The sequence below is a fragment of the Burkholderia pyrrocinia genome (assembly GCF_022809715.1).
In the GTDB taxonomy this organism is placed as follows: Bacteria; Pseudomonadota; Gammaproteobacteria; order Burkholderiales; family Burkholderiaceae; genus Burkholderia; species Burkholderia pyrrocinia_C.
This window is the reverse complement of sequence record NZ_CP094460.1, coordinates 1,752,810-1,779,109: the sequence shown is the minus strand read 5'-3', so window position 1 is coordinate 1,779,109 and position 26,300 is coordinate 1,752,810. Positions and strand designations below refer to the sequence as shown.

Annotated in this window: 18 protein-coding genes, 2 tRNA genes, 3 rRNA genes and 1 riboswitch; of the genes, 16 read left to right on the top strand and 7 right to left on the bottom strand. The window is 63.5% G+C overall.

The window, feature by feature from the left end; translation table 11 throughout:
- The first annotated feature begins 24 nt into the window (after window positions 1-24).
- The 12 genes from phnT (at window position 25) to MRS60_RS24745 (ending at window position 13,891) form a co-directional block, all read left to right on the top strand.
- Window positions 25-1,128, top strand: coding sequence for a 2-aminoethylphosphonate ABC transport system ATP-binding subunit PhnT (gene phnT / locus MRS60_RS24800; RefSeq protein ID WP_243565719.1), 1,104 nt, complete (start codon window positions 25-27; stop codon window positions 1,126-1,128).
- Entirely contained in the window at window positions 1,106-2,026 is a 921-nt protein-coding gene (gene phnU / locus MRS60_RS24795; protein ID WP_034181789.1) for a 2-aminoethylphosphonate ABC transporter permease subunit, read from the top strand. Before phnT ends, phnU begins: the two co-directional genes overlap by 23 nt.
- Window positions 2,016-2,876 carry a 2-aminoethylphosphonate ABC transport system, membrane component PhnV gene (gene phnV, locus MRS60_RS24790; RefSeq protein ID WP_217590878.1) on the top strand — a complete coding sequence of 287 codons (861 nt, stop codon included), beginning with the start codon at window positions 2,016-2,018 and terminating at the stop codon, window positions 2,874-2,876. Before phnU ends, phnV begins: the two co-directional genes overlap by 11 nt.
- Complete coding sequence (gene phnA / locus MRS60_RS24785) at window positions 2,873-4,180, top strand: phosphonoacetate hydrolase (protein WP_165948159.1); 1,308 nt, start codon at window positions 2,873-2,875, stop codon at window positions 4,178-4,180. The genes phnV and phnA overlap by 4 nt, the downstream gene beginning before the upstream one ends.
- Complete coding sequence (gene phnY / locus MRS60_RS24780; protein ID WP_034181792.1) at window positions 4,177-5,631, top strand: phosphonoacetaldehyde dehydrogenase; 1,455 nt, start codon at window positions 4,177-4,179, stop codon at window positions 5,629-5,631. The genes phnA and phnY overlap by 4 nt, the downstream gene beginning before the upstream one ends.
- 4 nt (window positions 5,632-5,635) lie before the next feature.
- On the top strand, window positions 5,636-6,187 hold the full coding sequence (locus MRS60_RS24775) for a phosphonate degradation HD-domain oxygenase (protein ID WP_243565718.1): 552 nt from the start codon (window positions 5,636-5,638) through the stop codon (window positions 6,185-6,187).
- 506 nt (window positions 6,188-6,693) lie between these two features.
- A 16S ribosomal RNA gene (locus tag MRS60_RS24770) occupies window positions 6,694-8,226 on the top strand.
- A 62-nt stretch (window positions 8,227-8,288) separates the two neighbouring features.
- Window positions 8,289-8,365: transfer RNA gene (locus MRS60_RS24765), tRNA-Ile, on the top strand.
- Between the two features lie 88 nt (window positions 8,366-8,453).
- Window positions 8,454-8,529 (top strand) — tRNA-Ala (locus MRS60_RS24760).
- A gap of 282 nt (window positions 8,530-8,811) precedes the next feature.
- Window positions 8,812-11,686, top strand: a 23S ribosomal RNA gene (locus MRS60_RS24755).
- A gap of 120 nt (window positions 11,687-11,806) precedes the next feature.
- Window positions 11,807-11,919 (top strand): 5S ribosomal RNA (gene rrf, locus MRS60_RS24750).
- Together the 16S, 23S and 5S rRNA genes with 2 tRNA genes alongside form the textbook arrangement of a ribosomal RNA operon.
- A gap of 547 nt (window positions 11,920-12,466) precedes the next feature.
- Window positions 12,467-13,891 (top strand): DHA2 family efflux MFS transporter permease subunit, encoded by a 1,425-nt coding sequence (locus tag MRS60_RS24745; protein WP_243565717.1) that lies wholly within the window; start codon window positions 12,467-12,469, stop codon window positions 13,889-13,891.
- 276 nt (window positions 13,892-14,167) lie between these two features.
- Here the strand turns inward: MRS60_RS24745 and MRS60_RS24740 are convergent, their stop codons facing one another.
- The 3 genes from MRS60_RS24740 to MRS60_RS24730 all read right to left on the bottom strand — a co-directional run bounded on the left by MRS60_RS24740 (window position 14,168) and on the right by MRS60_RS24730 (window position 17,567).
- Window positions 14,168-14,911 carry a 2OG-Fe(II) oxygenase gene (locus MRS60_RS24740; RefSeq protein WP_034184978.1) on the bottom strand — a complete coding sequence of 248 codons (744 nt, stop codon included), beginning with the start codon at window positions 14,909-14,911 and terminating at the stop codon, window positions 14,168-14,170.
- A 295-nt stretch (window positions 14,912-15,206) separates the two neighbouring features.
- The gene (locus MRS60_RS24735) at window positions 15,207-16,799 is read right to left on the bottom strand and encodes an inorganic phosphate transporter (RefSeq protein WP_105393479.1); all 1,593 of its coding nucleotides are present in this window, start codon (window positions 16,797-16,799) and stop codon (window positions 15,207-15,209) included.
- A gap of 222 nt (window positions 16,800-17,021) precedes the next feature.
- Complete coding sequence (locus MRS60_RS24730) at window positions 17,022-17,567, bottom strand: histidine phosphatase family protein (RefSeq protein ID WP_243565716.1); 546 nt, start codon at window positions 17,565-17,567, stop codon at window positions 17,022-17,024.
- 50 nt (window positions 17,568-17,617) lie between these two features.
- Window positions 17,618-17,755: riboswitch (cobalamin riboswitch) on the top strand.
- Between the two features lie 33 nt (window positions 17,756-17,788).
- On the opposite strand from MRS60_RS24730, the gene MRS60_RS24725 reads away from it, so the two are divergent.
- Together MRS60_RS24725 and MRS60_RS24720 are read left to right on the top strand one after the other, a co-directional pair.
- Window positions 17,789-17,998: a CbtB domain-containing protein gene (locus MRS60_RS24725; RefSeq protein ID WP_034184976.1), complete on the top strand. Its 210-nt coding sequence runs from the start codon at window positions 17,789-17,791 to the stop codon at window positions 17,996-17,998.
- A 13-nt stretch (window positions 17,999-18,011) separates the two neighbouring features.
- Window positions 18,012-18,740, top strand: a complete 729-nt coding sequence (locus MRS60_RS24720; RefSeq protein ID WP_034184975.1) for a CbtA family protein — start codon at window positions 18,012-18,014, stop codon at window positions 18,738-18,740.
- A gap of 22 nt (window positions 18,741-18,762) precedes the next feature.
- Here MRS60_RS24720 and MRS60_RS24715 read toward each other — a convergent pair whose 3' ends face one another.
- Entirely contained in the window at window positions 18,763-19,671 is a 909-nt protein-coding gene (locus MRS60_RS24715; RefSeq protein ID WP_034184974.1) for a LysR family transcriptional regulator, read from the bottom strand.
- 127 nt (window positions 19,672-19,798) lie between these two features.
- Between MRS60_RS24715 and metE the strand changes: the two genes are divergently transcribed.
- Window positions 19,799-22,093, top strand: a complete 2,295-nt coding sequence (gene metE / locus MRS60_RS24710) for a 5-methyltetrahydropteroyltriglutamate--homocysteine S-methyltransferase (protein WP_243565715.1) — start codon at window positions 19,799-19,801, stop codon at window positions 22,091-22,093.
- A 195-nt stretch (window positions 22,094-22,288) separates the two neighbouring features.
- Here metE and MRS60_RS24705 read toward each other — a convergent pair whose 3' ends face one another.
- Both MRS60_RS24705 and speB read right to left on the bottom strand, forming a co-directional pair.
- Complete coding sequence (locus MRS60_RS24705) at window positions 22,289-23,614, bottom strand: MFS transporter (RefSeq protein WP_217591253.1); 1,326 nt, start codon at window positions 23,612-23,614, stop codon at window positions 22,289-22,291.
- Between the two features lie 54 nt (window positions 23,615-23,668).
- Window positions 23,669-24,625 carry an agmatinase gene (gene speB, locus MRS60_RS24700; protein WP_034180920.1) on the bottom strand — a complete coding sequence of 319 codons (957 nt, stop codon included), beginning with the start codon at window positions 24,623-24,625 and terminating at the stop codon, window positions 23,669-23,671.
- A 139-nt stretch (window positions 24,626-24,764) separates the two neighbouring features.
- Here speB and MRS60_RS24695 point away from each other — a divergent pair, with 139 nt between their 5' ends.
- The gene (locus tag MRS60_RS24695; RefSeq protein WP_034180919.1) at window positions 24,765-25,676 is read left to right on the top strand and encodes a LysR family transcriptional regulator; all 912 of its coding nucleotides are present in this window, start codon (window positions 24,765-24,767) and stop codon (window positions 25,674-25,676) included.
- Window positions 25,677-25,733: 57 nt separating this feature from the next.
- Here MRS60_RS24695 and MRS60_RS24690 read toward each other — a convergent pair whose 3' ends face one another.
- Window positions 25,734-26,198 (bottom strand): Lrp/AsnC family transcriptional regulator, encoded by a 465-nt coding sequence (locus tag MRS60_RS24690; protein ID WP_131948150.1) that lies wholly within the window; start codon window positions 26,196-26,198, stop codon window positions 25,734-25,736.
- Window positions 26,199-26,300: the final 102 nt, after the last annotated feature.

The window sequence follows — 26,300 nt, the reverse complement described above, 5'->3', positions numbered from 1 at the left end:
CCGCCTGTATCAGCGAGCAAGAGGATGAACCCGGTGGAAACCACCCTGACCCATCCCGGCGCATTCGGCGCCGCCGAACCGCACGCGACGCTGCGGTCCGGCGCGCCGGGCGGCGTGCAGATCCAGCACCTGAGCGTGCGCTACGGCGCACGCACGGTGCTGGAAGATCTGTCGCTGTCGATCGGCGCCGGTGAATTTCTGACCGTGCTCGGCAAGAGCGGCTGCGGCAAGACCACGCTGCTGCGCTTCATCGCCGGGTTCGTGAAGGCCGACGGCCTGACCGGCACGCTGACCGTTGCCGGACGCGACCTGACCTATGCGCCGCCGCACAAGCGCAATCTCGGTCTGCTGTTCCAGAATTACGCGCTGTTCCCGCACCTGTCGGTGTTCGAGAACGTCGCATTCGGGCTGCGCGCGCGCGGGATGGCGTCGTCGGAAGTGACGCGACGCGTCGCCGACGCGCTGAAGCTCGTGCAGCTCGGCGATGCGGGCCACCACCTGCCCGCGCAGCTTTCGGGCGGAATGCAGCAGCGCGTCGCGCTGGCCCGCGCGCTCGTGATCGAGCCGGACGTGCTGCTGCTCGACGAGCCGCTGTCGGCGCTCGACGCCAACCTGCGCGCGTCGGTGCGCAGCGAACTGAAGGCGCTGCACGAGCGCCTGCCGAACCTGACCGTCGTCTGCGTGACGCACGACCGCGACGACGCGCTCGTGCTGTCCGACCGCGCGCTGTTGCTGCGCGACGGCCGCGTCGCGCAGCTCGGTACGCCGCAGCAGCTGTACGACGCGCCGCGGGACGGCTACGTCGCGCGCTATCTCGGCCCGGCGAACCTGCTGCCGCCGCACGTGATTTTCCCGCTCGGCGATCCGCGTCACGAAGTGCGCGACAAGGTCGCGTGCGTGCGCCCCGAGCGCCTGACCGTGATGCCGCTCGCGGCCGGTGGCCTGCACGGCACGGTGTCGTCCGTCGAATGGCAGGGCGCGGACCTGTCGATCGCGGTCGTGATCGACGCGGCGCCCGACGAACCCGTGCGCGTCACGATGCAACGCGGCCGTGGCGCTGCCCCCGAGCGCGGTGCACGCGTTTCCCTGCATTGCGAGGCAGACGATGTCATCCTTATCGAGCCCTGAAGCGGGCCTGTCGCCGCACGTGCTCGCGTCGGCCGCCGCGCACGCTGCCGTCGCGCGGCGCCGCAAGCGCATGGGCGACCTGCACCTGGCCGCGCTCGCGGTCGTCGTGCTGGGCCCGCTCGTCGTCTATCCGCTGGTGCGGCTCGTACTGCTGAGCGTATCGGGCGATCACGGGCTGAGTTTTGCCGCATACCGGACCTTCTTCGGCAACCCCGACACGCGCAACGTGCTGTTGACGACGCTCGGCGTGCTGTTCGCGAGCGCCGGCACCGCATCGGTGTTCGGCGTGCTGCTGGCCGCGCTGCTGTTCTTCAAGCCGTTTCCGGGCGCATCGCTCGTCACGCGCTTCCTGGAACTGTACGTCGCGTTTCCGTCGTTCCTCGTCGCGTTCACGCTGATCTTCCTGTACGGCTCGCAAGGGTCGATCGGCATCGCGCTGCAGCACCTGTTCCATCTCGAGAATCCCCCGCTCGATTTCCTGTTCGGCATCGGCGGCGTGATTCTCGCGCAGACCGTGTTCTATACGCCGTTCGTCGTGCGGCCGACGCTCGCGTCGTTCGCGACGCTCGACCTGCGGCTGATCGAAGCCGCGCGCAGCCTCGGCGCGCCCGGCTGGATGCTCGCGCGCCGCGTCGTGCTGCCGATCGCATGGCCGGGCATCGCCGCCGGCACCGTGCTGTGTTTCCTGCTGACGCTGAACGAATTCGGGATTCTGCTCGTGCTCGGCAGCGCGCGGCTCGTGACGCTGCCGGTCGCGATCTACAGCAGCGCGACCGTCGATCTCGACCTGCCGACCGCGTCGGCCGGCGCGGTCGTGATGCTCGCGCTGTCGCTGGCGCTGTATACGGTTTATCGCCGGGTGAACCGGCGTGCGACGGGAGGGAATGATGTCCGCTGAATTCCGTATCGGGCAGGCCGTGCCGCGCCACCGGATCGGCTGGAGCGACGCGCTGCTCAAGCATGCGTCGCGCGCCGCGCTTGCGCTGGCCGCGTTCGCATGCTTCTGGCTGTTCGTGCTGCCCGTCATCGTCGTCGCGCTGTCGAGCGTGGCGACGCGATGGTCGGGCACGATCTTGCCGGCCGGCTACAGCCTGCGCTGGTTCGAGCGGCTCGGCTCGCCGGAATACGACGCGCTGCTGACGAGCCTCGAAATCGGCTTCGGCGTGTCGGCGATCGGCACGATCCTCGGGCTGTGGCTTGCGCTTGCGCTCGAAGGGCGCGACCGGCGCGGCCTCGGCGCGGTCGTCGACGCGCTCGTGATGGTGCCGAACGGCGTGCCGAGCGTCGTGCTCGGGCTCGCGGTGCTGATCGCGTATCACCAGAAGCCGGTCGACCTGTCGAGCTCGGCGGCGATCGTCGTGCTCGTGCAGCTCGCGCTGATTTTGCCGTTCTGCTATCGCTGCGCGGCCGCCGCGCTGCGTCCGGAGCTGACCGTGCTGCGCGAAGCTGCGGCGAGCCTCGGTGCGCCACCAGCGATGGTGCTGCGCCGCGTGCTGCTGCCGCAACTCGTGCCGGCGCTGCGCGCGAGCCTCGCGCTCGGCTTCGCGCTGTCGCTCGGCGAGCTCGGCGCCACACTGACGGTTTATCCGCCCGGCTTCGCGACCGTGCCGATCGTCGTGATCGGCCAGGTCGAGCGTGGTTATTACCTTCCGGCATCGGCGCTGTCGCTGCTGATGCTCGGCGCGTCGCTCGCGGCGCTGCTGCTGATCGCCGCGCGTGTGCCGCGCGGCACGCGGGCGGCATCATGAACGCCGCGTTCGCATTGCGCCGTCCCGATGAAGCGTCGGCGGCCGGCGTATCGCCGGATCTCGCGGGACGCTCGGTCGACGTCAACGGCCGGTGCTACCGGCTGCCGGTCGAGCCGACCGTCGTCGTCTGTGTCGACGGCTGCGAGTACGACTATCTCGAACGTGCGGTGGAAGCGGGCGTCGCGCCGTTCATTGGCCGGATGATCGCGGAAGGCACGGCGTGGCGCGCCGATTGTGTCGTGCCGACCTTCACCAACCCGAACAACCTGTCGATCGTCTGCGGCGTGCCGCCGTCGGTCCACGGAATCTGCGGCAACTATTTCTGGGACGCGACCGCCGACGGCGGGCGCGGCGCCGAAGTGATGATGAACGACCCGGCCTATCTGCGGGCCGGCACGCTGCTCGCGGCGGCGTCCGACGCCGGCGCGCGGGTGGCCGTCGTGACGGCGAAGGACAAGCTGCGCCGGTTGCTCGGCTGGCAGCTGAACGGCATCTGCTTTTCCGCCGAGAAGGCCGCGCAGGCGAATCTCGCGGAAAACGGCATCGCCGACGTGCTCGACTGGGTCGGCCTTCCATCGCCGGATGTCTACAGCGCGGCGTTGTCCGAGTTCGTGTTCGCGGCCGGCGTGCGGCTCGCGCAGACGCGGCAGGTCGACCTGATGTACCTGTCGACCACCGACTACGTGCAGCACAAGTGCGAGCCGGGCAGCGCCGGCGCGAACGCGTTCTACGCGATGATGGACGGTTACCTCGCGCAGCTCGACGCGCTTGGCTGGGCGATCGCGCTCACGGCCGACCACGGGATGAACGCGAAGCACGATCCCACGACCGGCCGCCCGAACGTGATTTATCTGCAGGATGCGTTCGACGGCTGGTACGGTGCGCAGGCCGCGCGCGTGATCCTGCCGATCACTGATCCGTATGTCGTGCACCACGGCGCGCTCGGTTCGTTTGCAACCATCTACCTGACGCCAGGCGTCGACCGGGCCGAGGCGATGTGGCGTGTCGGCGGCCTCGACGGTGTCGAGCTCGTGCTCGACAACGCGGAAGCCGCCGCACGCTTCGAGCTGCCGGCCGACCGGATCGGCGATCTCGTCGTGATCGGCCGCCGCGACATGACGCTCGGTACGCGCGAGCGCGAACACGACTTGTCGGGCCTCACGGTGCCGCTGCGTTCGCATGGCGGTGTGTCGGAACAGGAGGTGCCGCTGCTGTTCAATCGCCGTATCGAGCGGGACGATCCCGCGCGTCGCCCGCGCAACTTCGACGTGTTCGATTTCGTGCTGAACCGGATCGCGACATGATGGTCCACCCCCGGCAAGACCATCCCGAGTTTCGCGCCGAGGCGCTGCGCTGGTGCGGCACGCGCGCGACACGCGAGCGCACCTTCGATATCGACGATCCTTATACGGGCGCGCGGGTCGGTACCGCGCCGCTCGCCAGCGTCGACGACGTGCGCGCCGCGTTCGATTACGCGATGGCCTACCGGCCGAAGCTCACGCGCTACGAACGTTCGCAGATCCTCGAACGCGCGGCCGCGCTGCTGCGCGAGCGCACCGAGGAAGCGTCCGACCTGATCACGCTCGAATCCGGGCTGTCGAAACAGGATTCCCGCTACGAGATCGGCCGCGTTGCCGACGTGCTGAAGTTCGCGGCGGTCGAGGCGCTGCGTGACGACGCGCAAAGTTTCTCGTGCGACCTGACGCCCCACGGCAAGGCGCGGCGCGTGTTCTCGCAGCGGCAGCCGCTCGACGGCGTGATCGTCGCGATCACGCCGTTCAATCATCCGATGAACCAGGTTGCGCACAAGATCGCGCCGGCGATCGCGACCAACAACCGCGTGATCGTGAAGCCGTCGGAGAAGGTGCCGCTGTCGGCGTTCTATCTGGCCGATCTGCTGTATGAGGCCGGACTGCCGGAGCCGATGCTGCAGGTGCTGACCGGCGATCCGCGCGAGATCGCGGACGAACTCGTTACGCATCCGCATGCATCGCTGATCACCTTCACCGGCGGCGTTGCGATCGGCAAGGCGATTGTCGCGCGGGCCGGCTACCGGCGCATCGTGCTGGAGCTGGGCGGCAACGACCCGCTGATCGTTCTCGAAGACGCCGATCTCGAACGTGCGGCATCGCTGGCGGTGCTCGGTTCGTACCGGAATTCGGGCCAGCGCTGCACGGCCGTCAAGCGGATGCTGGTGCAGCGCTCGATCGCGCCCGCGTTCACCGAGCTGCTCGTCGAGAAGACGCGCGCGTGGAAGTACGGCGATCCGTTCGATCCGGCGAACGAAATGGGCACGGTGATCGACGAGGCGGCGGCGCGGCTGTTCGAGGCGCGGGTCGACGAGGCGGTTGCGCAGGGTGCGCGCCTGCTGACCGGCAACGTGCGGCGCGGCGCGCTGTATGCGCCGACCGTGCTCGACAACGTCGATCCGTCGATGACGATCGTGCGCGAGGAGACCTTCGGTCCCGTATCGCCCGTCATCACGTTCGACACGATCGACGACGCGATCCGGATCAGCAACGGAACCGCGTTCGGGCTGTCGTCGGGCGTCTGTACGGACAGCACGGCGGCTGTCGTGCGGTTCGTGAACGAACTGAACGTCGGCACCGTGAATGTATGGGAAGTGCCCGGATACCGGATCGAGTTGTCGCCGTTCGGCGGGATCAAGGATTCGGGGCTCGGTTACAAGGAAGGTGTTCAGGAGGCGATGAAGAGCTTCACGAACCTGAAGACGTTTTCGCTGCCTTGGGAGTGAGCGAATGGCATTGACGGTGGAAGAGATCCACGGGCTGTATCGCGAGCACGGCCATGTGGCCTATAGCGGTGAACCCGTCACGCAGCTCGAGCATGCGTTGCAAAGCGGATTGCTGGCGGAAGAGGCGGGCGCTGACGAAGCACTGGTTGCGGCGGCGTTCCTGCACGACCTAGGGCATCTGCTGAATCGCCAGGGCGAGACGCCGAGCGCGCGCGGGATCGACGATCTGCATCAGTATTACGTGCTGCCGTTTCTGCGACCGCTGTTTTCCGACGCGGTGCTGGAACCGATCCGGCTGCACGTCGATGCGAAGCGCTGCCTGTGCCGCACGGACGCTGGCTACTTCGAGAGCCTGTCGCCGGACTCGGTGCGCAGCCTCGCGCTGCAGGGCGGCATCTTCAGCGAAGAGGAGACGGCGGCGTTCCTGCAGCGCCCGTTTGCGGAGGACGCGCTGCGTTTGCGCCGCTGGGACGATACGGCGAAGGAAGCAGGGAAGGTGACGCCGGATCTCGATCACTATATGGAGATCGTCGCACGGCAGGTGCGCGTGACCTGACCGTTTCGTTGCTTCTATATATGACCCCGCACGCGGCAGCGTGCGGGGTCATATATTTTTTGCGAAACCCCTTGCGCGATTGACGCGGGGTGCATAGAATCACGCCTCTTTCGCGCTAACGGAAACGCGGCGCGGGAGAGGGAAGCGATGCTGTTGTGGGGTTGGTGGTAGCGAGCCCGAGCAGCACACGAAGATGAACCCCGCAGTCGCAACGAAGCAGTTAAAAAGTTGTTGACGAGCTGCGAAACACGGTTCATAATTTCGCTTCTCTGCTGCTGAAAACGCAGCGCTGCTGAGAAACGCGAAGTTCCTCGCAGAAACGCTCTTTAAAAATTAACAGCCGATAAGTGTGGGCGCTTGATGGCAGCGAGCTGATCCTCGGATCAGAAAGCGAAAGTATCAAGAGTCTCACACTAAAGTAAGTCAGGTTTATGAAGCAATTCATATACCTGTCAGCTTTGAGTGAGCGACCGGTTCTTAACCGAACCGAAAACAGTAACAGGTTTAAACTGAAGAGTTTGATCCTGGCTCAGATTGAACGCTGGCGGCATGCCTTACACATGCAAGTCGAACGGCAGCACGGGTGCTTGCACCTGGTGGCGAGTGGCGAACGGGTGAGTAATACATCGGAACATGTCCTGTAGTGGGGGATAGCCCGGCGAAAGCCGGATTAATACCGCATACGATCTACGGATGAAAGCGGGGGACCTTCGGGCCTCGCGCTATAGGGTTGGCCGATGGCTGATTAGCTAGTTGGTGGGGTAAAGGCCTACCAAGGCGACGATCAGTAGCTGGTCTGAGAGGACGACCAGCCACACTGGGACTGAGACACGGCCCAGACTCCTACGGGAGGCAGCAGTGGGGAATTTTGGACAATGGGCGAAAGCCTGATCCAGCAATGCCGCGTGTGTGAAGAAGGCCTTCGGGTTGTAAAGCACTTTTGTCCGGAAAGAAATCCTTGGTTCTAATATAGCCGGGGGATGACGGTACCGGAAGAATAAGCACCGGCTAACTACGTGCCAGCAGCCGCGGTAATACGTAGGGTGCGAGCGTTAATCGGAATTACTGGGCGTAAAGCGTGCGCAGGCGGTTTGCTAAGACCGATGTGAAATCCCCGGGCTCAACCTGGGAACTGCATTGGTGACTGGCAGGCTAGAGTATGGCAGAGGGGGGTAGAATTCCACGTGTAGCAGTGAAATGCGTAGAGATGTGGAGGAATACCGATGGCGAAGGCAGCCCCCTGGGCCAATACTGACGCTCATGCACGAAAGCGTGGGGAGCAAACAGGATTAGATACCCTGGTAGTCCACGCCCTAAACGATGTCAACTAGTTGTTGGGGATTCATTTCCTTAGTAACGTAGCTAACGCGTGAAGTTGACCGCCTCGGGAGTACGGTCGCAAGATTAAAACTCAAAGGAATTGACGGGGACCCGCACAAGCGGTGGATGATGTGGATTAATTCGATGCAACGCGAAAAACCTTACCTACCCTTGACATGGTCGGAATCCTGCTGAGAGGTGGGAGTGCTCGAAAGAGAACCGGCGCACAGGTGCTGCATGGCTGTCGTCAGCTCGTGTCGTGAGATGTTGGGTTAAGTCCCGCAACGAGCGCAACCCTTGTCCTTAGTTGCTACGCAAGAGCACTCTAAGGAGACTGCCGGTGACAAACCGGAGGAAGGTGGGGATGACGTCAAGTCCTCATGGCCCTTATGGGTAGGGCTTCACACGTCATACAATGGTCGGAACAGAGGGTTGCCAACCCGCGAGGGGGAGCTAATCCCAGAAAACCGATCGTAGTCCGGATTGCACTCTGCAACTCGAGTGCATGAAGCTGGAATCGCTAGTAATCGCGGATCAGCATGCCGCGGTGAATACGTTCCCGGGTCTTGTACACACCGCCCGTCACACCATGGGAGTGGGTTTTACCAGAAGTGGCTAGTCTAACCGCAAGGAGGACGGTCACCACGGTAGGATTCATGACTGGGGTGAAGTCGTAACAAGGTAGCCGTATCGGAAGGTGCGGCTGGATCACCTCCTTTCCAGAGCTTCTCGCAAAGTTGAGCGCTCACGCTTATCGGCTGTAAATTAAAGACAGACTCAGGGGTCTGTAGCTCAGTCGGTTAGAGCACCGTCTTGATAAGGCGGGGGTCGTTGGTTCGAATCCAACCAGACCCACCATTGTCTGACGTGTCGGTGATCGTTAGCGCTTTGGCGCTTACGAGTACCCCAAGCCGACCGGCTCACACCTGAGGTTCTCTGTACATATGGGGGCATAGCTCAGCTGGGAGAGCACCTGCTTTGCAAGCAGGGGGTCGTCGGTTCGATCCCGTCTGCCTCCACCAATCTTCAATGACAAGCGTTCGACGTAGTCGAACTTTTGTCATTGGCGATTGAGCCAGTCAGAGTGATATGTAGTAGGTATCGGCTGTCGTTCTTTAACAATCTGGAAGAAGTAAGTAATTTGGATAGCGGAAGCGTCTTGAGATGGACGTGAAAGTTATCCGGGTTGTGATTGTATCGATGTATCTCAAGATGATTCGAACTCTATGTTTGACTCAATTGGAATACGGCACAACGCGAGAACTCAACCTGTAACGACTGTCGACGAGACAGACTCGTTATAGGGTCAAGCGAACAAGTGCATGTGGTGGATGCCTTGGCGATCACAGGCGATGAAGGACGCGGTAGCCTGCGAAAAGCCCCGGGGAGCTGGCAAACAAGCTTTGATCCGGGGATGTCCGAATGGGGAAACCCACTCCTTTTGGAGTATCCATGGCTGAATACATAGGCCATGAGAAGCGAACGCGGTGAACTGAAACATCTAAGTAACCGCAGGAAAAGAAATCAACCGAGATTCCCAAAGTAGTGGCGAGCGAAATGGGATGAGCCTTGCACTCTTTATTTGTATTGTTAGCCGAACGCTCTGGAAAGTGCGGCCATAGCAGGTGATAGCCCTGTAGGCGAAAACAGTATGAAAGAACTAGGTGTGCGACAAGTAGGGCGGGACACGTGAAATCCTGTCTGAAGATGGGGGGACCATCCTCCAAGGCTAAATACTCGTGATCGACCGATAGTGAACCAGTACCGTGAGGGAAAGGCGAAAAGAACCCCGGGAGGAGTGAAATAGATCCTGAAACCGCATGCATACAAACAGTCGGAGCCTCGTAAGGGGTGACGGCGTACCTTTTGTATAATGGGTCAGCGACTTACGTTCAGTAGCAAGCTTAACCGTATAGGGCAGGCGTAGCGAAAGCGAGTCCGAATAGGGCGTTCAGTTGCTGGGCGTAGACCCGAAACCAAGTGATCTATCCATGGCCAGGATGAAGGTGCGGTAACACGTACTGGAGGTCCGAACCCACTAACGTTGAAAAGTTAGGGGATGAGCTGTGGATAGGGGTGAAAGGCTAAACAAACTTGGAAATAGCTGGTTCTCTCCGAAAACTATTTAGGTAGTGCCTCGTGTCTCACCTTCGGGGTAGAGCACTGTCATGGTTGGGGGGTCTATTGCAGATTACCCCGCCATAGCAAACTCCGAATACCGAAGAGTGCAATCACGGGAGACAGACATCGGGTGCTAACGTCCGGTGTCAAGAGGGAAACAACCCAGACCGCCAGCTAAGGTCCCCAAATATAGCTAAGTGGGAAACGAAGTGGGAAGGCTAAAACAGTCAGGAGGTTGGCTTAGAAGCAGCCACCCTTTAAAGAAAGCGTAATAGCTCACTGATCGAGTCGTCCTGCGCGGAAGATGTAACGGGGCTAAGCTATATACCGAAGCTGCGGATGCGTGCTTTGCACGCATGGTAGGAGAGCGTTCCGTAAGCCTGCGAAGGTGCGTTGAAAAGCGTGCTGGAGGTATCGGAAGTGCGAATGCTGACATGAGTAGCGATAAAGGGGGTGAAAGGCCCCCTCGCCGTAAGCCCAAGGTTTCCTACGCAACGTTCATCGGCGTAGGGTGAGTCGGCCCCTAAGGCGAGGCAGAAATGCGTAGCTGATGGGAAGCAGGTCAATATTCCTGCACCATTGTTAGATGCGATGGGGGGACGGATCGCGGAAGGTTGTCCGGGTGTTGGAAGTCCCGGTCGCTGCATTGGAGAAGGCGCTTAGGCAAATCCGGGCGCGCAATTCAAGGGTGTGGCGCGAGCTCCTTAGGGAGCGAAGCAATTGGAAGTGGTTCCAAGAAAAGCCTCTAAGCTTCAGTCTAACGATGACCGTACCGCAAACCGACACAGGTGGGCGAGATGAGTATTCTAAGGCGCTTGAGAGAACTCGGGAGAAGGAACTCGGCAAATTGGTACCGTAACTTCGGGATAAGGTACGCCCTTGTAGCTTGACTGGCCTGCGCCAGGAGGGTGAAGGGGTTGCAATAAACTGGTGGCTGCGACTGTTTAATAAAACACAGCACTCTGCAAACACGAAAGTGGACGTATAGGGTGTGACGCCTGCCCGGTGCCGGAAGATTAAATGATGGGGTGCAAGCTCTTGATTGAAGTCCCGGTAAACGGCGGCCGTAACTATAACGGTCCTAAGGTAGCGAAATTCCTTGTCGGGTAAGTTCCGACCTGCACGAATGGCGTAACGATGGCCACACTGTCTCCTCCCGAGACTCAGCGAAGTTGAAGTGTTTGTGATGATGCAATCTACCCGCGGCTAGACGGAAAGACCCCATGAACCTTTACTGTAGCTTTGCATTGGACTTTGAACCGATCTGTGTAGGATAGGTGGGAGGCTATGAAACCGGAACGCTAGTTTCGGTGGAGCCGTCCTTGAAATACCACCGTTTGTTTGAGGTTCTAACCTTGGCCCGTGATCCGGGTCGGGGACAGTGCATGGTAGGCAGTTTGACTGGGGCGGTCTCCTCCCAAAGCGTAACGGAGGAGTACGAAGGTACGCTAGGTACGGTCGGAAATCGTGCTGATAGTGCAATGGCATAAGCGTGCTTAACTGCGAGACCGACAAGTCGAGCAGGTGCGAAAGCAGGTCATAGTGATCCGGTGGTTCTGTATGGAAGGGCCATCGCTCAACGGATAAAAGGTACTCTGGGGATAACAGGCTGATACCGCCCAAGAGTTCATATCGACGGCGGTGTTTGGCACCTCGATGTCGGCTCATCTCATCCTCGGGCTGTAGCCGGTCCCAAGGGTATGGCTGTTCGCCATTTAAAGAGGTACGTGAGCTGGGTTTAAAACGTCGTGAGACAGTTTGGTCCCTATCTGCCGTGGGCGTTGGATATTTGAAGGGGGCTGCTCCTAGTACGAGAGGACCGGAGTGGACGAACCTCTGGTGTACCGGTTGTCACGCCAGTGGCATCGCCGGGTAGCTATGTTCGGAAGAGATAACCGCTGAAAGCATCTAAGCGGGAAACTCGCCTTAAGATGAGATATCCCTGGGGACTAGATCCCCTTGAAGGGTCGTTCGAGACCAGGACGTTGATAGGTCAGGTGTGTAAGCGCAGTAATGCGTTCAGCTAACTGATACTAATTGCCCGTAAGGCTTGATCCTATAACAAGTCTGTTTTACAGACAGCGGTTGAATGACCGCGATGTGCTGATACGCACAACCCCAAAATTACTGCTTCTTCCCGATTGGTCGCGTTGCGAAGCAGCGCGACAACCCTCTTTGCCTGATGACCATAGCGAGTCGGTCCCACCCCTTCCCATCCCGAACAGGACCGTGAAACGACTCTACGCCGATGATAGTGCGGATTCCCGTGTGAAAGTAGGTAATCGTCAGGCTCCCTAAGCCAAGAACCCCCGCCCAAAAGGCGGGGGTTTTTGCATTTCAGCGGCGGAAATGCGGGGCACGCCAAGCAACGGCGGCGCAGTCGGAGCCAGAGCCGGAGTGCCGATGGCATCGATTTGCGCAGCTACCGTTCTCGAGCGATCCGCAGTTCTGCGCCGCTGAATTTTTCAGGTGTCTTCTTCTACGCATCGTATCGATGCACCTTCAGCCGGTGCCTAGCGCATGTCGGCACATTCAAAGATGATGTTGTAATGGTCGCTGATGGGCGACGTTCATCGATGATGCTCGATAAATGGCGTGTTTCTGCGAAAGACATCCATCCTCCCATGCTTCGCCTCGACCTGTCCGAGGACGTCACTCGGCGAGCGCAGCACGAAACCGTCCCCGAAATCTATGCGCATAAAGTCCATTCGTGTGACATGAGTCGGCGAAGCGAAGGTAAAGCCCTTCAGGGTAATATCGCCATTCGCCCCCGATCCCGGTGCTTGTCTGCACCTATTGGCGGTCGGTGTTTTCCGCATTCCGTCTCCTGCACCATTCATGACTGACAGCCCTGCCCAAGGTGGTCGGACGACCGACTTCTTGCCGTACCTCGTCGCCGCAACGTTCTTCATGGAGTACCTCGACACGACCGTGATCGCGACCGCGCTGCCGCAAATGGCGCAGTCGTTCGGCGTCGGGCCGAATGCGCTGAGCCTCGGGATGACGGCCTACATGCTTGCGCTTGCAGTGTTCATCCCGATCAGCGGTTGGATCGCGGATCGATATGGATCGCGCACCGTGTTCGCCAGCGCGATCGTCGTCTTTACGGGCGCGTCGGTGCTGTGCGGGCTGTCCGATGGCGTGGTGACGTTCACGGCTGCGCGGCTGCTGCAGGGTGTCGGCGGGGCGATGATGGTGCCGGTCGGACGGATGATCGTCGTGCGTAGCACCGAGAAAGCAAAGCTGATGCGTGCGATCGCGACGATCACGTGGCCGGGCATCGTCGCGCCCGTCGTCGGGCCGCCGATCGGCGGCTTCATTACCACCTATGCGTCCTGGCGATGGATCTTCCTGTTGAACGTCCCGTTCGGCATCGCCGCGCTCGTCTGTACCTGGCTGATCGTCCGGAACACGCGGGCCGACGAGCAGCGGCCGCTCGACTGGGTCGGCTTCGTACTGGCCGGCGGAGCACTGACCTGTCTGTTGATCGGTACCGAGGCGGCCGGCCAGCAGGATGTCCACTTCACACGCGCGGCCGTCCTGGTCGGCGCGAGCGTATTGTTCGGCATGGCCGCGTGGCTGCATGCGCGGCGTTGTGTGCATCCGCTGCTCGATTTCACGACGCTGAAGGTGCCGACGTTCTCGGTGACCGTGATCACCGGCTCGATCACGCGGATGGCGATCAACGCCGTGCCGTACCTGCTGCCGCTGCTGTTTCAGATCGGTTTCGGGCTGTCGCCGTTCCAGTCCGGTTTGCTGCTGCTCGCGAGTGCGCTCGGCAATCTCGGCATGAAGGCGGGAACGTCGTGGATCCTCGACCGCTACGGTTTCCGGCGCGTCGCGCTCGTCGACGTGACGCTCGTCGGCATCTTCACGATCGTATGCGGCTGGCTGACCGCATCGACGCCGCTGACGATCACGCTGTTCGTCGTATTCGTCTACGGGCTGACGCGGTCGATGCAGTTCACGACGCTCGCGACGCTGGCCTATGCGGATATCCCGGCTCACCAGACGAGCGCGGCCAGCACGTTGTGGAGCGCTGCGCAACAAATGACGATCGGGATGGGGATCGCGTTCGGCGCGTTGTCGCTGCGGCTCGCGGCGTTGGTGCGTGGCGATGCGGCCGGCATGCATTACGTGCTCGACGATTTCCGCTGGGCTTTCGTCGCAGCGGGCGTGCTCGCACTGCTGACGTTGCCGGGCTACGCGCGATTGGCCGCCGATGCAGGCGATCGGCTGCGGGCGAATGTGGCGCGAGGGTAGGACGGACTGCTAATCGCGTTTGTGTCGCGACAGGTGAGTGTTTTGGTTTCCTGTCGCTCGCCAGCAACGTCGAATCGTCTTGGCTGGGATGACCTGACGGGGAGCGAAAGCTGTCATCCGTCAAAGTGGACGAGCGGGCAGATCGCGCGGCGATGCGTGGCCGTAACGTCCGCGGAACGATTACACGCGACTGGCGTGACAGACGCGCGGTGTTTACCGCGCGAACCCGTCGGCGTGATCAACCGCACGACCATATCGCGCTCGTCCCGATTACCGTCATTGCGCATCATGGAAGATGATGCCGACCGTGTGGCGATGGCCGCTTCTGATCCGGCTTACGCCGTGGCGCAGATTGACGCGATAGACGCCGCGCGTTCCCTGCACGGGCCTGCCGTGCACGGCGAAGATCACTGCGTCGCCTTGCGTCAGCGGCACCACTTCCGCACGCGACTGCATGCGTGGCCGCTGTTCCGTCAACACGAATTCCCCTCCGGTGAAATCGCGGCCCGGCGCCGACAGCAGGATCGCGACCTGCAGCGGAAACACGTGCTCGCCATACAGGTCCTGATGGAGACAGTTGTAGTCGTCGGCACCGTATTGCAGGATCAGCGGCGTCGGTCGTGTCTGTCCCGCCGCGTGGCAGCGATCGAGGAAGGCCCCATGGTCTTTCGGATAGCGAACGTCGATCCCGAGTGCCTGGTTCCAGCGATTCGCGATCGGCGCGAGATGCGGATAGATCGTCGCACGCAACTCGGCGACGATCGCAGGCAGCGGATAGGCGAAATACTTGTATTCGCCGCGCCCGAATCCATGCCGCGCCATCACGATGCGTGAACGATAGAGCGCATCCCGCGTATAGAGCGATGCGAGCGCATCGCACTCGCTTGCCGAGATCAGGCCCGGCACGCGCGCGCATCCGTAGCGATCGAGTTCGGCATCGACGGTCGTCCAGTCGACTGTGTCGACGCGTTGCGCGATGTCCAGCGATTCGACGGCAGGTTGCAGATCGGCGATGTTCACGGGCGTACCTCGTTTGTCAGTAGTGTGGCGCCGTGCGGTCGCGCGGAATACTCAGGAAACATCGCGTGCGCGGTTGAGTCCACGATAAAAGTTGATGAACCCAGTCTAGCGACGTTCCTGCGCCGGCGCGCTCCAGATCTTGCGCTCCAATTCGGAAAAGGAAGAGGGGGAAAGCTCGCGACGTGGCATGGGCGCACGCGAATGTGTCGACGTCGGAGCGCGGAAGCGAAGAAGCGAGGGTCGAATTTCCAACAGCAGGCGGCCGGCTTCCGCCGGCCACCCGCAGTGGCCCCGATCAGGCCAGCGACCGGAACAACCAGTAGAGCCCGCCCGCAAGTGCGATCGACGCCGGCAGCGTCAGCACCCACGCGAGTACGAGGCTGCGCACCGTGCTCCATTGCAACCCGGACCCGTTCGCCGCCATCGTGCCCGCGACGCCCGACGACAGCACGTGTGTCGTCGAAACGGGCAGCCCGTACACGTCGGCGGCGCCGATCGTCAGCATCGCGACGAGTTCGGCCGACGCGCCCTGTCCGTACGTCAAATGCTGCTTGCCGATTTTCTCGCCGACGGTCACGACGATCCGCTTCCAGCCGACCATCGTGCCGAGGCCCAGTGCGATCGCAACGGCGACCTTCACCCAGGTCGGAATGAACTTGGTCGCGTGGTCGAGCTGCTTGCGATAGTTGTCGATCGCGAGCTTGTCGTCGGCGGCAAGCGCGGGCTGGCCCGACTTCTCGATCAGGCGAATTGCTTCGGATACCAGATACATCGTGTTGCGCACGTTGTCGACGTCGCGCTGCGGCACGGCTGCCATCGAGCCCGACGTGCCGACCGCGGTCGCGAGCGATGTCGACAACTGCTGTACGGCCGGCAGCACGGCGGGCGTCAGCTCGCGACGCTGCACGTAGTGCTCGACGTCGGCGCGCGGGTTCGCGGACGGCGCGACGCCATTCGTGTATTTCCCGAACGTCGCGGCGGCCTGGTTCGCGACCGCAACGAAGGTTTGCGATTCGGCAGGCGTAACGGCCTTGTTCAGCGCATACGCGGTCGGCACCGTGCCGATCAGGATCAGCATGATGAGGCCCATCCCTTTCTGCCCGTCGTTCGAACCGTGCGCGAACGACACGCCCGTGCAGGTCAGGATCAGCAGGCAGCGAATCCAGAACGGCGGCGGCTGATCCTTCGGCGGCTCCTTGTACAGCTCGGGAATCCGCACGACGGCCTTCAGCACGAGCAGCAGCAGCGACGCGCACAGGAAGCCGACGATCGGCGAGAGCAGCAGCGACTTGCCGACGCCGAGCGCCTGGCCCCAGTCGACGCCGCTCGTGCCCGACGGCCCGTGCATCAACTGGTTCATCAGCCCGACGCCGATGATCGAGCCGATCAGCGTATGCGAGCTCGACGAAGGCAACCCGAAATACCAGGTCGCGAGGTTCCAGACGATTGCGGCGATCAGCAGCGCGAACACCATCGCGAAGCCCGCGCCGCTGCCGACCTGCAGGATCAGCTCGACAGGCAGCAACTGCAGGATGCCGAACGCGACTGCGCCGCTCGAAACCATCACGCCGAGGAAGTTCCACATGCCGGACCAGATCACCGCGACGTTCGGCGTCAGCGAGTGCGTATAGATCACGGTGGCGACCGCGTTCGCGGTGTCGTGGAAACCGTTGACGAATTCGAAGCCGAGCGCGATCAGCAGCGCGGCGCCGAGCATCAGGTACGGGAATAGCGATCCTTCGCGGACCGGCGACAGATCGTCGATCAGGTGCGTGGCGATATAGACGGCGCCGATCGCGAGCACCAGCAGGAAGAAGGCATAGCCGACCTGCCGGTTGCGCTCGAAGGAGCCGCGATTGTTCGCGGCGGACGAAGCAGGTTGATTCATGACGGTATCTCGTGAGGGAACCGCGTCCGATCCTAGCCGCGGGCAGCAGTCAGTTTGATGACAATCGGGATGACGAACGGGTTGTCTTACGGCGGCGTAAGGTGAACGTCGGCATGCGACCGAGATGCGACACGTCGGCCCGTATCGTGGCTCACATAGTGAACACGACACGGCTGGGACTTACGCATCGGTGTCGCGCCGATCGTCGTTCGTCATCAACGCCTAGCCGTGCGGCGACGCAACGAAGGTCGTGCACGACAGCGGCGCGACGTCGATGCGGGTTGCAGCGTCGGGATCCATCCGCAGTGCGTGTGCGACGGCCGCGCGAACGATCGCCGCATGCGTGATCGCGACGATGTCGCGGCCGGGCGGCAGCGCGTTCAACCATGCTCCGACGCGGCGAACGGCGGCTTCGAACGATTCGCCGCCGTGCGGCGACGCAGACGGATCGGCGATCCATGCGCCCAGTTCGTCCGGCAGGTCGCGCGCGAGGTCGTGCAGCCGCTTGCCGCGCCAGTTTCCGTAGTCGATGTCGCGCAGCGCGTCGTCGACGTCGGCATGCAGCCCGAGCGCATCGGCGGTCTGCCGCGCGCAGCACGCGGGGCTGCACAGCACGAGCGAGCCGGCGACGCCTGTCCACCGGGCGCGCAGCGCAGCGGCGTCCGCGAGCCCGTGTGCGTCGAGCAGATCGTCGTCGGGAAACGCGCCGGTGCGCATCGCCCGGGTCGATGCGTGTGCGATCAGGCGCAGCGAGGCATGCATGTTCATGTCGGTTTTCGGATGGGCCGGGGCGGGTGTGCGGTCGTCCGCGACCTTCACTTCAATACGCGGACTTTCGCGCGTACAATTCGCCCGATACGAAACGCGGAAGCCGGTGCAATTCCGGCGCGGTCGCGCCACTGTAACCGGGGAATCCCGATCCCGGAAGCCAGACCTGCCTTCGTACCCATCCAACATTTGTCGGGGCGCGATTCCCCTGAGGTGCATCCATGAGCGAAGCAGTGCTGAAGCCGGTTGTCGTGCCGGCACCCATCCCCGTCCGTGAACTGTTGCCGTGGGCCGTGTTCGTCGGCCTGATGCTGCTGCTCGCACTCTATTTCGTCGGCGCGGAACAAGGCGCGACGTCGCTCGTGCCGGGCATGTACGTGCACGAATTCGTCCACGACGGCCGCCATCTGCTCGGCTTTCCCTGCCACTGACGCGGAGTACACGATGGTCGGAAAGCTGCTCATGCGCGGGATGCTCGCAGGCATCGCCGCGGGCCTCCTCACGTTCGGTTTCGCGAAAATCGTCGGCGAACCGCAAGTCGATCAGGCGATTTCCTTTGAAGAAAAGCTCGAGGCCGCCAAAGGCGACGTGCCGGAGCACGAGCACGAGCTGGTCAGCCGCGACACGCAGGCCGGCCTCGGCCTGTTGACGGGTGTCGTGACCTACGGCGCGGCATTCGGCGGGCTGTTCTCGCTGGTCTTTGCGTATGCATACGGGCGAGGCGGCCGCCTTCCGGCGCGGCCGCTGGCCGCGTGGCTTGCGCTGGCGGCATTCGTCGCGCTCGTGATCGTGCCGAACATCAAGTACCCGGCCAATCCGCCGTCGGTCGGCGATCCCGACACGATCGGCCATCGCACGGGCCTGTTCTTCCTGATGATCGCGATCTCGATCGCGACGATGGCGTTCTCGGTCAGCGTGCGCCGCCATCTGCTGGCGAAGCTCGGCCAATGGAATGCGTCGATCGTCGCGGGGCTCGTGTTCATCGCGATCATCGCGGCCGTGCAGTTCGGACTGCCGTCGATCAACGAAGTGCCGGCCGCGTTCCCGGCCGACGTGCTGTGGAAGTTCCGCGTCGCGGCCATCGGCATGCAGGCGATCATGTGGACGACGATCGGCCTGCTGTTCGGCGCGTGGGTCGAGCGCGGCGAACGCATCGGCATGCGCGCCGCCTGACGCGCATTGCAACGGGGCGCGCCTAGCGCAGCATGCGCGGCGCGCTCCACGTCGATTCGCGCGCCAGCGCGACGAACGCGGCCAGATAGTCGATCGATGCGTCCGCTTCGCGGATGCCGAGGAAGATCTGCTTCGCGATCCCCTGCTTGCCGAGCTTGACCGGCACGACCGGCATCCGGTCCGCGTATTCGTCGGCGAGCCATCTCGGCAACGCGGCCACGCCGCGCCCGCTCGCGACCATCTGCAGCATGATGTCGGTCGTCTCGATCGACTTGTGGCGCCTCGGTACGATGCCGGCCGGCGTCAGGAACTGGTTGTAGATGTCGAGCCGGTCGGTTTCGACCGGATAGGTAATCAGGATCTCGTCGGTCAGTTGCTCGGGCGTCACGTAATCGGCATTTGCGAACCGGTGTGAGTCGGCGACCACCAGCACCTGCTCGTAGTCGAACACGGGATCGAAGCGCAGGCCCGGCTTGTTCAGCGGATCGGGCGTGACGAGCACGTCGATGTCATAGCCGAACAGCGCACCGATGCCGCCGAACTGGAAGCGCTGCTTCACGTCCACGTCGACGTCGGGCCAGCGCGACAGATACGGCGACACGACCTTCAGCAGCCACTGGTAGCACGGGTGGCACTCCATCCCGATGCGCAGCGTGCCGCGCTCGCCCTTCGCGTACTGCCTCATCCGCTCCTCGGCGAGCTCGAACTGCGGCAGCAGCCGGTTCGCAAGTTTCAGCAGATAGTGACCGCCCTGCGTGAGCCGCAGGCCGCGACCTTCACGATCCCAGATCGGCGTGCCGAGCTGCTGCTCGATTTTCCGGACGGTGTGGCTGAGCGCCGACTGCGTGAGATGCAGCGCATTGGCGGCTGCGGTCAGCGAGCCCTGGCGCTCGACTTCACGAATGACGACGAGATGGAATCGTTCCAGCATGGATATCGCTCGCGCTACGGATGCATGAATGAATTTAATGGATGAATGAAATAATGCCATTTTATTTCATGGTTTGAAATCCCTATCATGGCTGCCGGATCTTCTATTTCATCTGGACGGCAGCTTCATGGTCAGCACACACAACCTCGGTTTTCCGCGCATCGGCGCGAAGCGCGAACTCAAGTTCGGTCTCGAGCGCTACTGGAAGGGCGAATCGTCGCGCGACGAGCTGAAGGCGCTCGGCGCCGAATTGCGCCAGCGCCACTGGAACGAACAGCGCGATCTCGATCTCGCGCCGATCGGCGATTTCGCGTTCTACGACCAGGTGCTCGACATGAGCTTCATGCTCGGCAACCTGCCCAAGCGCGTGCAGGCTTTCCACGGCGACGTGCTCGACAACTATTTCCGTGTTGCGCGCGGCCGTTCGGCGCAGTCGGCGCAAGAGCATGCGGCGTGCTGCGGTGGCGTCGCGGCCGGTGAAATGACGAAATGGTTCGACACGAACTATCACTACATCGTGCCGGAATTCCACGCGGACACGAACTTCTCGCTCGACCCGTCGCGCCTGCTGCAGCAACTGGCCGAGGCGAACGCGCAGGGCGTGAATGCCAAGCCGGTGATCATCGGCCCCGTCACGTATCTGTGGCTCGGCAAGGCGAAGGACGATTCCGATCGTCTCGCGCTGCTGCCGAAGCTGCTGCCCGTGTACGGCGCGCTGCTCGACACGCTGACCGCGCAGGGCGTCGAATGGGTGCAGATCGACGAACCGATTCTCGTCACCGAGCTCGACGCCGAATGGCGGCAGGCGTTCCGCACTGCGTATGCGGTGCTGGAGACGCGTCGCATCAAGCTGCTGCTTGCCACGTACTTCGGCCAGCTTCAGGACAACCTGACGCTCGCGAGCTCGCTGCCGGTCGACGGGCTGCATGTCGACGCGATCAATGCACGCGACGAAATCGACGTTCTGGTGCGCGAGCTGCCGGCCGAGCGCGTGCTGTCGGTCGGCGCGATCAACGGCCGCAACATCTGGAAGACGGACCTGAGCGCGACGCTCGACTGGCTCGAGCCGCTCGCGAAGCAACTGGGCGAGCGCCTGTGGCTCGCGCCGTCGTGCTCGCTGCTGCACGTGCCGGTCGATCTCGCGAGCGAGGAGAAGCTCGACGCGGAGATCCGTTCGTGGCTCGCGTTCGCGCTGCAGAAGCTCGACGAGCTGAAGGTGCTCGCGACCGCGCTGAACGAAGGCCGCGACAAGGTGGCCGATGCGCTTGCCGCGAACGCCGCCGCGATCGATTCGCGCCGCCGCTCGCCGCGCGTGAACAACCCGGCGGTGAAGGCCGCGATCGCACGCATCGACGCGCAGCTCGGCAACCGCGTGAGCCCGTATACGCAGCGTGCACCGAAGCAGTCGGCGCGACTGAACCTGCCGGCCTTCCCGACGACGACGATCGGCTCGTTCCCGCAGACCGCCGAAATCCGCCAGGCGCGCAGCCAGTTCAAGGCAGGTGCGCTCGATGAAGCCGGCTACCGCACGGCGATGAAGGCTGAAATCGAACGCAGCGTCCGCGAACAGGAGTCGCTCGAGCTCGACGTGCTCGTGCACGGCGAAGCCGAGCGCAACGACATGGTCGAATACTTCGGCGAGCAGCTCGACGGCTACGCGTTCAGCCAGTTCGGCTGGGTGCAGTCATACGGTTCGCGCTGCGTGAAGCCGCCGATCCTGTTCGGCGACATCAGCCGCCCGAAGGCGATGACGGTCGAATGGATCGCGTACGCGCAGTCGCTGACGAACAAGCCGATGAAGGGCATGCTGACCGGCCCCGTGACGATCCTGAACTGGTCGTTCGTGCGCGACGACCAGCCGCGCTCGGTGTCGTGCTACCAGCTCGCGCTCGCGATCCGCGACGAAGTGCTCGATCTCGAGAAGGCCGGCGTGCGCGTGATCCAGATCGACGAGGCCGCGCTGCGCGAAGGGCTGCCGCTGCGCCGCGCGCAATGGAGCGAGTACCTGAAGTGGGCGGTCGAGTCGTTCCGCATCACCGCGAACGGCGTGCAGGACGATACGCAGATCCACACGCACATGTGCTATTCGGAGTTCAACGACATCATCGCGTCGATCGCCGACATGGACGCGGACGTGATCACGATCGAGACGTCGCGCTCGGACATGGAGCTGCTCGACGCGTTCGACAGCTTCAGGTATCCGAACGAGATCGGGCCGGGCGTGTACGACATCCATTCGCCGAACATCCCGACGCAGGATCACATCGTCGGCCTGATGAAGAAGGCGGCCGAGCGGATTCCGGCGGAGCGTCTGTGGGTGAATCCGGATTGCGGCCTGAAGACGCGCCAGTGGGCGGAAGTGATTCCGGCGCTGACGAACATGGTCGCGGCGGCGAAGGCGCTGCGCAGCCAGGTGCAATAGCAAGCGCTGCGCCTGTCGCGACGACTGCGTCCGTCCGCACGGCCGGTTCTGCAGCGGGTTCGGCGACAAGCGCAACGCGATGCTCACCGTGCGCTCGGCCTTTCGGCGGGGAAATGAAAAAGGGCGGCGCGGTTGCGCCGCCCCTTGCATGCGACGACCGGGCAGGCGAGTGAAGCAGCCTGCCCGTTGCGGACGTTACGCGGTGCGCGCGCCGCGCGGCAGCGGCTCGTTCGCCTTGCCGGGCGCACCGGCATCGTCGATGCCGACGCGGCGCGAGATCAGCCACACGCACAGCGAAGACAGGATCGCGGCACTCGTATACTGGATCGCGAGCGGCCACCATTGCGGCGCGACGTTCTGCGCGATGATGGTCGCGACGAGCGGCGTGAGGCCGCCGGCGAGCGCGCCGCACACCTGGTATGCGATCGAGATCGCCGTATAGCGGATCCGCGCGACGAAGATGCCGCTGACGAAGCCCGCGACCACCGAGTAGTAGCCCGATTCCGCGAGCGTCGCGAGGCCGACGCCGACCGTGATCGATAGCGGCGTGCCCATATGCACAAGCGGCAGCATCACGAACGGGACGATCGCGGCCCATGCGCCGGTGATCAGCAGCACGCGCGTGGTGCCGAAACGCTGCGCGAGGAATGCAGCGGCGAGTTGCACGATGAACTGCAGCACCGCGACGATCGCCATGCAATGCAGCACCATCGACCGGTCGAGCGACAGGAACTGCGTCGCATAGCTGATCATGAAGATGTTGCTGAAATACACACCGGCGATGCCGTACACGTTCGCGCCGATCGCGAGCAGCAGCAGCGGCCAGTACTTGAGCGCTTCGCGCAGCGGGTTTTGCGCGGTGTTGCCGCTCTTCCTGACTTCCTCGAACTCGGGCGACTCGGACACGCTCGCGCGGATCACGAAGCCGACCACCAGCAGCACGGCGCTCGCGAGGAACGGCACGCGCCAGCCCCAGCTCATCATGTCGTCCTTCGACAGCGTGCTGATCGCGCCGAACGCGAGCATCGACAGGATCAGGCCGCTCGCGCTGCCGAGCTGCGCGAACGACGCGAAGAACGTGCGCTTGCCTTCGGGCGCATGCTCGCCGGCGAGCAGCACCGCGCCGCCCCATTCGCCGCCGACCGCGATGCCTTGCAGCACGCGCATCAGCACGAGCAGGATCGGCGCGATCACACCGGCTTGCGCATGGGTCGGCAGCAGGCCGATCGCGACCGTCGACACGGCCATCAGCATCAGCGTCGCGAGCAGCGAGCGCTTGCGGCCGAAGCGGTCGCCGAGATAGCCGAACATCACGCCGCCGAGCGGCCGCGCGAAGAAGCCGACCGCGAACGAGCCGAACGATGCGAGCAGGCTGACGAAGCGGTTTTCGCCGGGAAAGAACAGCGGCCCGAACACGATGGCGGCGGCGGTCGCGTAGCTATAGAAGTCGTACCACTCGATCGTGGTGCCGACGAACGAAGCGAGCGCCGCCCGCTTCGGTTGCTTGACGGAAGTCCCCATCTTTGTGTGTGCTCCTCTGGAATCCTCTGATTTGGAATAGGTGGCGGCGCGGGATCAGTCGCGGTACTTGACGCCCGGCAGCACGCACAGCAGCTCGTACGCGAGGTTCGCGCCGAGCAGCGCGGTGGTGCCGAACGGGTCGTACGGCGGCGCGACCTCGACGAGATCGCAGCCGACGATGTTCAGCCCCTTCGCGCCGCGGATGATCTCGAGCGCCTGCGGCACCGTGAGGCCCGCGATTTCCGGCGTACCGGTGCCCGGCGCGTAGGCCGGATCGATGCCATCGATGTCGAAGCTGATGTAGACGGGCGTGTCGCCGACTCGGGCGCGCACTTCTTCCATCAGCGGCGCAAGCGACTTGTTCCAGCATTCCTCGGCCTGGACGACGCGGAAGCCCTGCTCGCGGCACCAGTCGAAATCCTCGGCCGCGTAACCGGTGCCGCGCAGGCCGATCTGCGTGACCTTGTCGCCGTGCAGCAGGCCTTCCTCGACCGCGCGGCGGAACGGCGTGCCGTGCGCGATCTTTTCGCCCATCATCGTGTCGTTCACGTCGGCATGCGCATCGACGTGGATCAATGCAACCTTGCCGTGCTTGCGGTGGATCGCGCGCAGGATCGGCAGCGCGATCGTATGGTCGCCGCCGAGCGTGATCGGCTTGCAGTCGTGCTCGAGGATCGCGTCGTACGCGGCTTCGATACGCGCGATGGAATCGTGCAGGTTGTAGGGATTGATCGCGACGTCGCCGATGTCGGCGACCTGCAGCGAATCGAACGGCGCGGCGCGCGTGGCCATGTTGTACGGGCGCAGCAGCACGGATTCGGTGCGGATCTGGCGCGGGCCGAAGCGCGCGCCGGTGCGATTGGACGTGCCGAGGTCGAACGGCACGCCGACGAAGCATGCGTCGAGGCCTTCGGCGCTCGCCACGTGCGGCAGGCGCATCATCGTCGCGATGCCGCCGCAGCGCGGCATTTCATTGCCGCCGAGCGGCTGGAAATGGGTGTGGTCGTTCATGGGGCGCCTCTTCCGATGTGGGGTTGCCGTATCATTCGACGCGGCTTGGCGCACAGTTTTACGCGCTCCGCCGGGAAAGAAGAATGCGAAGATATCGACGTTAACATCGATCTTCATCGATGTATGGAAGGGGAAGTGCGTGCTGGGGAATCTGTCGACCCTCGATCTGCGGTTGATCCGCGTGTTTCTCGCGGTCACGGACGCGGGCGGCGTATCGGCCGCGCAGGCCGTGCTGAACGTCGGGCAGTCGACGATCAGCGCGCAGCTGGCGTCGCTCGAGACGCGGCTCGGCTACCGGCTCTGCGAGCGCGGCCGCAGCGGTTTCCGGCTCACGCCGAAGGGCGAACGGTTCCATGCGATGAGCCGCAAGCTGCTCGCGGCGCTCGACGAATTCGGGATGGCCGCGCGGCACATGGACCGCCAACTGGTCGGCACGCTGAACATCGGCCTGATCGGCCATACGCCGGTGAGCCAGAACGCGCGGATCGCCGAGGCGATCGCCGCATTCCGCACGCGCGACGAGGCCGTGCGCTTCTCGATCTCCGTGCGCGCGCCTGGCGATCTCGAGGAGAAGCTGCTGAGCGACGAGATCCAGATCGCGGTCGGCTACTTCTGGCACCGCGTGCCGTCGCTGCACTACACGCCGCTGTTCATCGAGCGCCAGGTCGCGTATTGCGGCCGCGGCCATCCGCTGTTCGACGGCGCCGGCACGCTGACGCCGGCCGACGTCGCGGGCTTCGAATGGGCGTGGCGCTCGTATCCGCTGCCGGAAGCGCAACTGTCGACGACGCCCGACCGCGTGACCGCGACCGCCGACAACATGGAGGCGGTCGCGCTGCTGATCCTGTCCGGCCACCACCTCGGCTACCTGCCGCAGCACTTCGCGGCGCCGTACGTCGCGCAGGGGCTGCTCGCGCCGCTCAATCCGGAGCAACTGCGCTACGACGTGACGTTCCACATGGTCGTCGCGCGCAACGGGCGCGGTGATCCGCTCGTGGAGGCGTTTCTCGAGGATCTCGAACGCGCGCACCAGGCGCCGGACATCGCGTGACGCCGGCGCCGCCGGCAATGTGAACGAGCGTTACATCGGCGCGGACCGCCGCGCGCATCACGGCACCGGCAACCCCGCGTCGTGCTTCACCTCGCGCAGCGACAGCGCCGATTCGATCGACGTCACGCCGGGCAGCATCCGCAGCGAGTCGCGCAGGAACGTGCCGTAGTCGTCGAGGTCGCGCGCGACCACCTGCAGCAGGTAGTCGGCCGTGCCCGCGACGTTGTGGCACGCGAGGATCCGCTCGATGCCCAGCACTTCCCGTTCGAACCGGTCGGCGACCTTGCGGTCGTGCGTCGCGAACCGCACCAGCACGAACGCGACGACGCCGAAGCCGAGCGCCTGGCGCGACAGTTGCGCGCGGTAGCGCTCGATGTAGCCGTCGCTTTCGAGACGTTTGAGGCGCCGCGCGCAAGGCGTCTCGGACAGGCCGACGGATTCGGCGAGACGCGCGATCGGCACGCGGCCGTCGCGCTGCACCGCAGCGAGGATCGCGCGATCGGTTTTGTCGAGTTCGGTCATATTGGCGGAATCCTTGTTCTGATTTTGAGATTGTGGCGGATTCCGCTATGAATCGCCAATTCCGGGCCAAAGATGGCCAATAATCCCTCCTTCTTCAGCGGC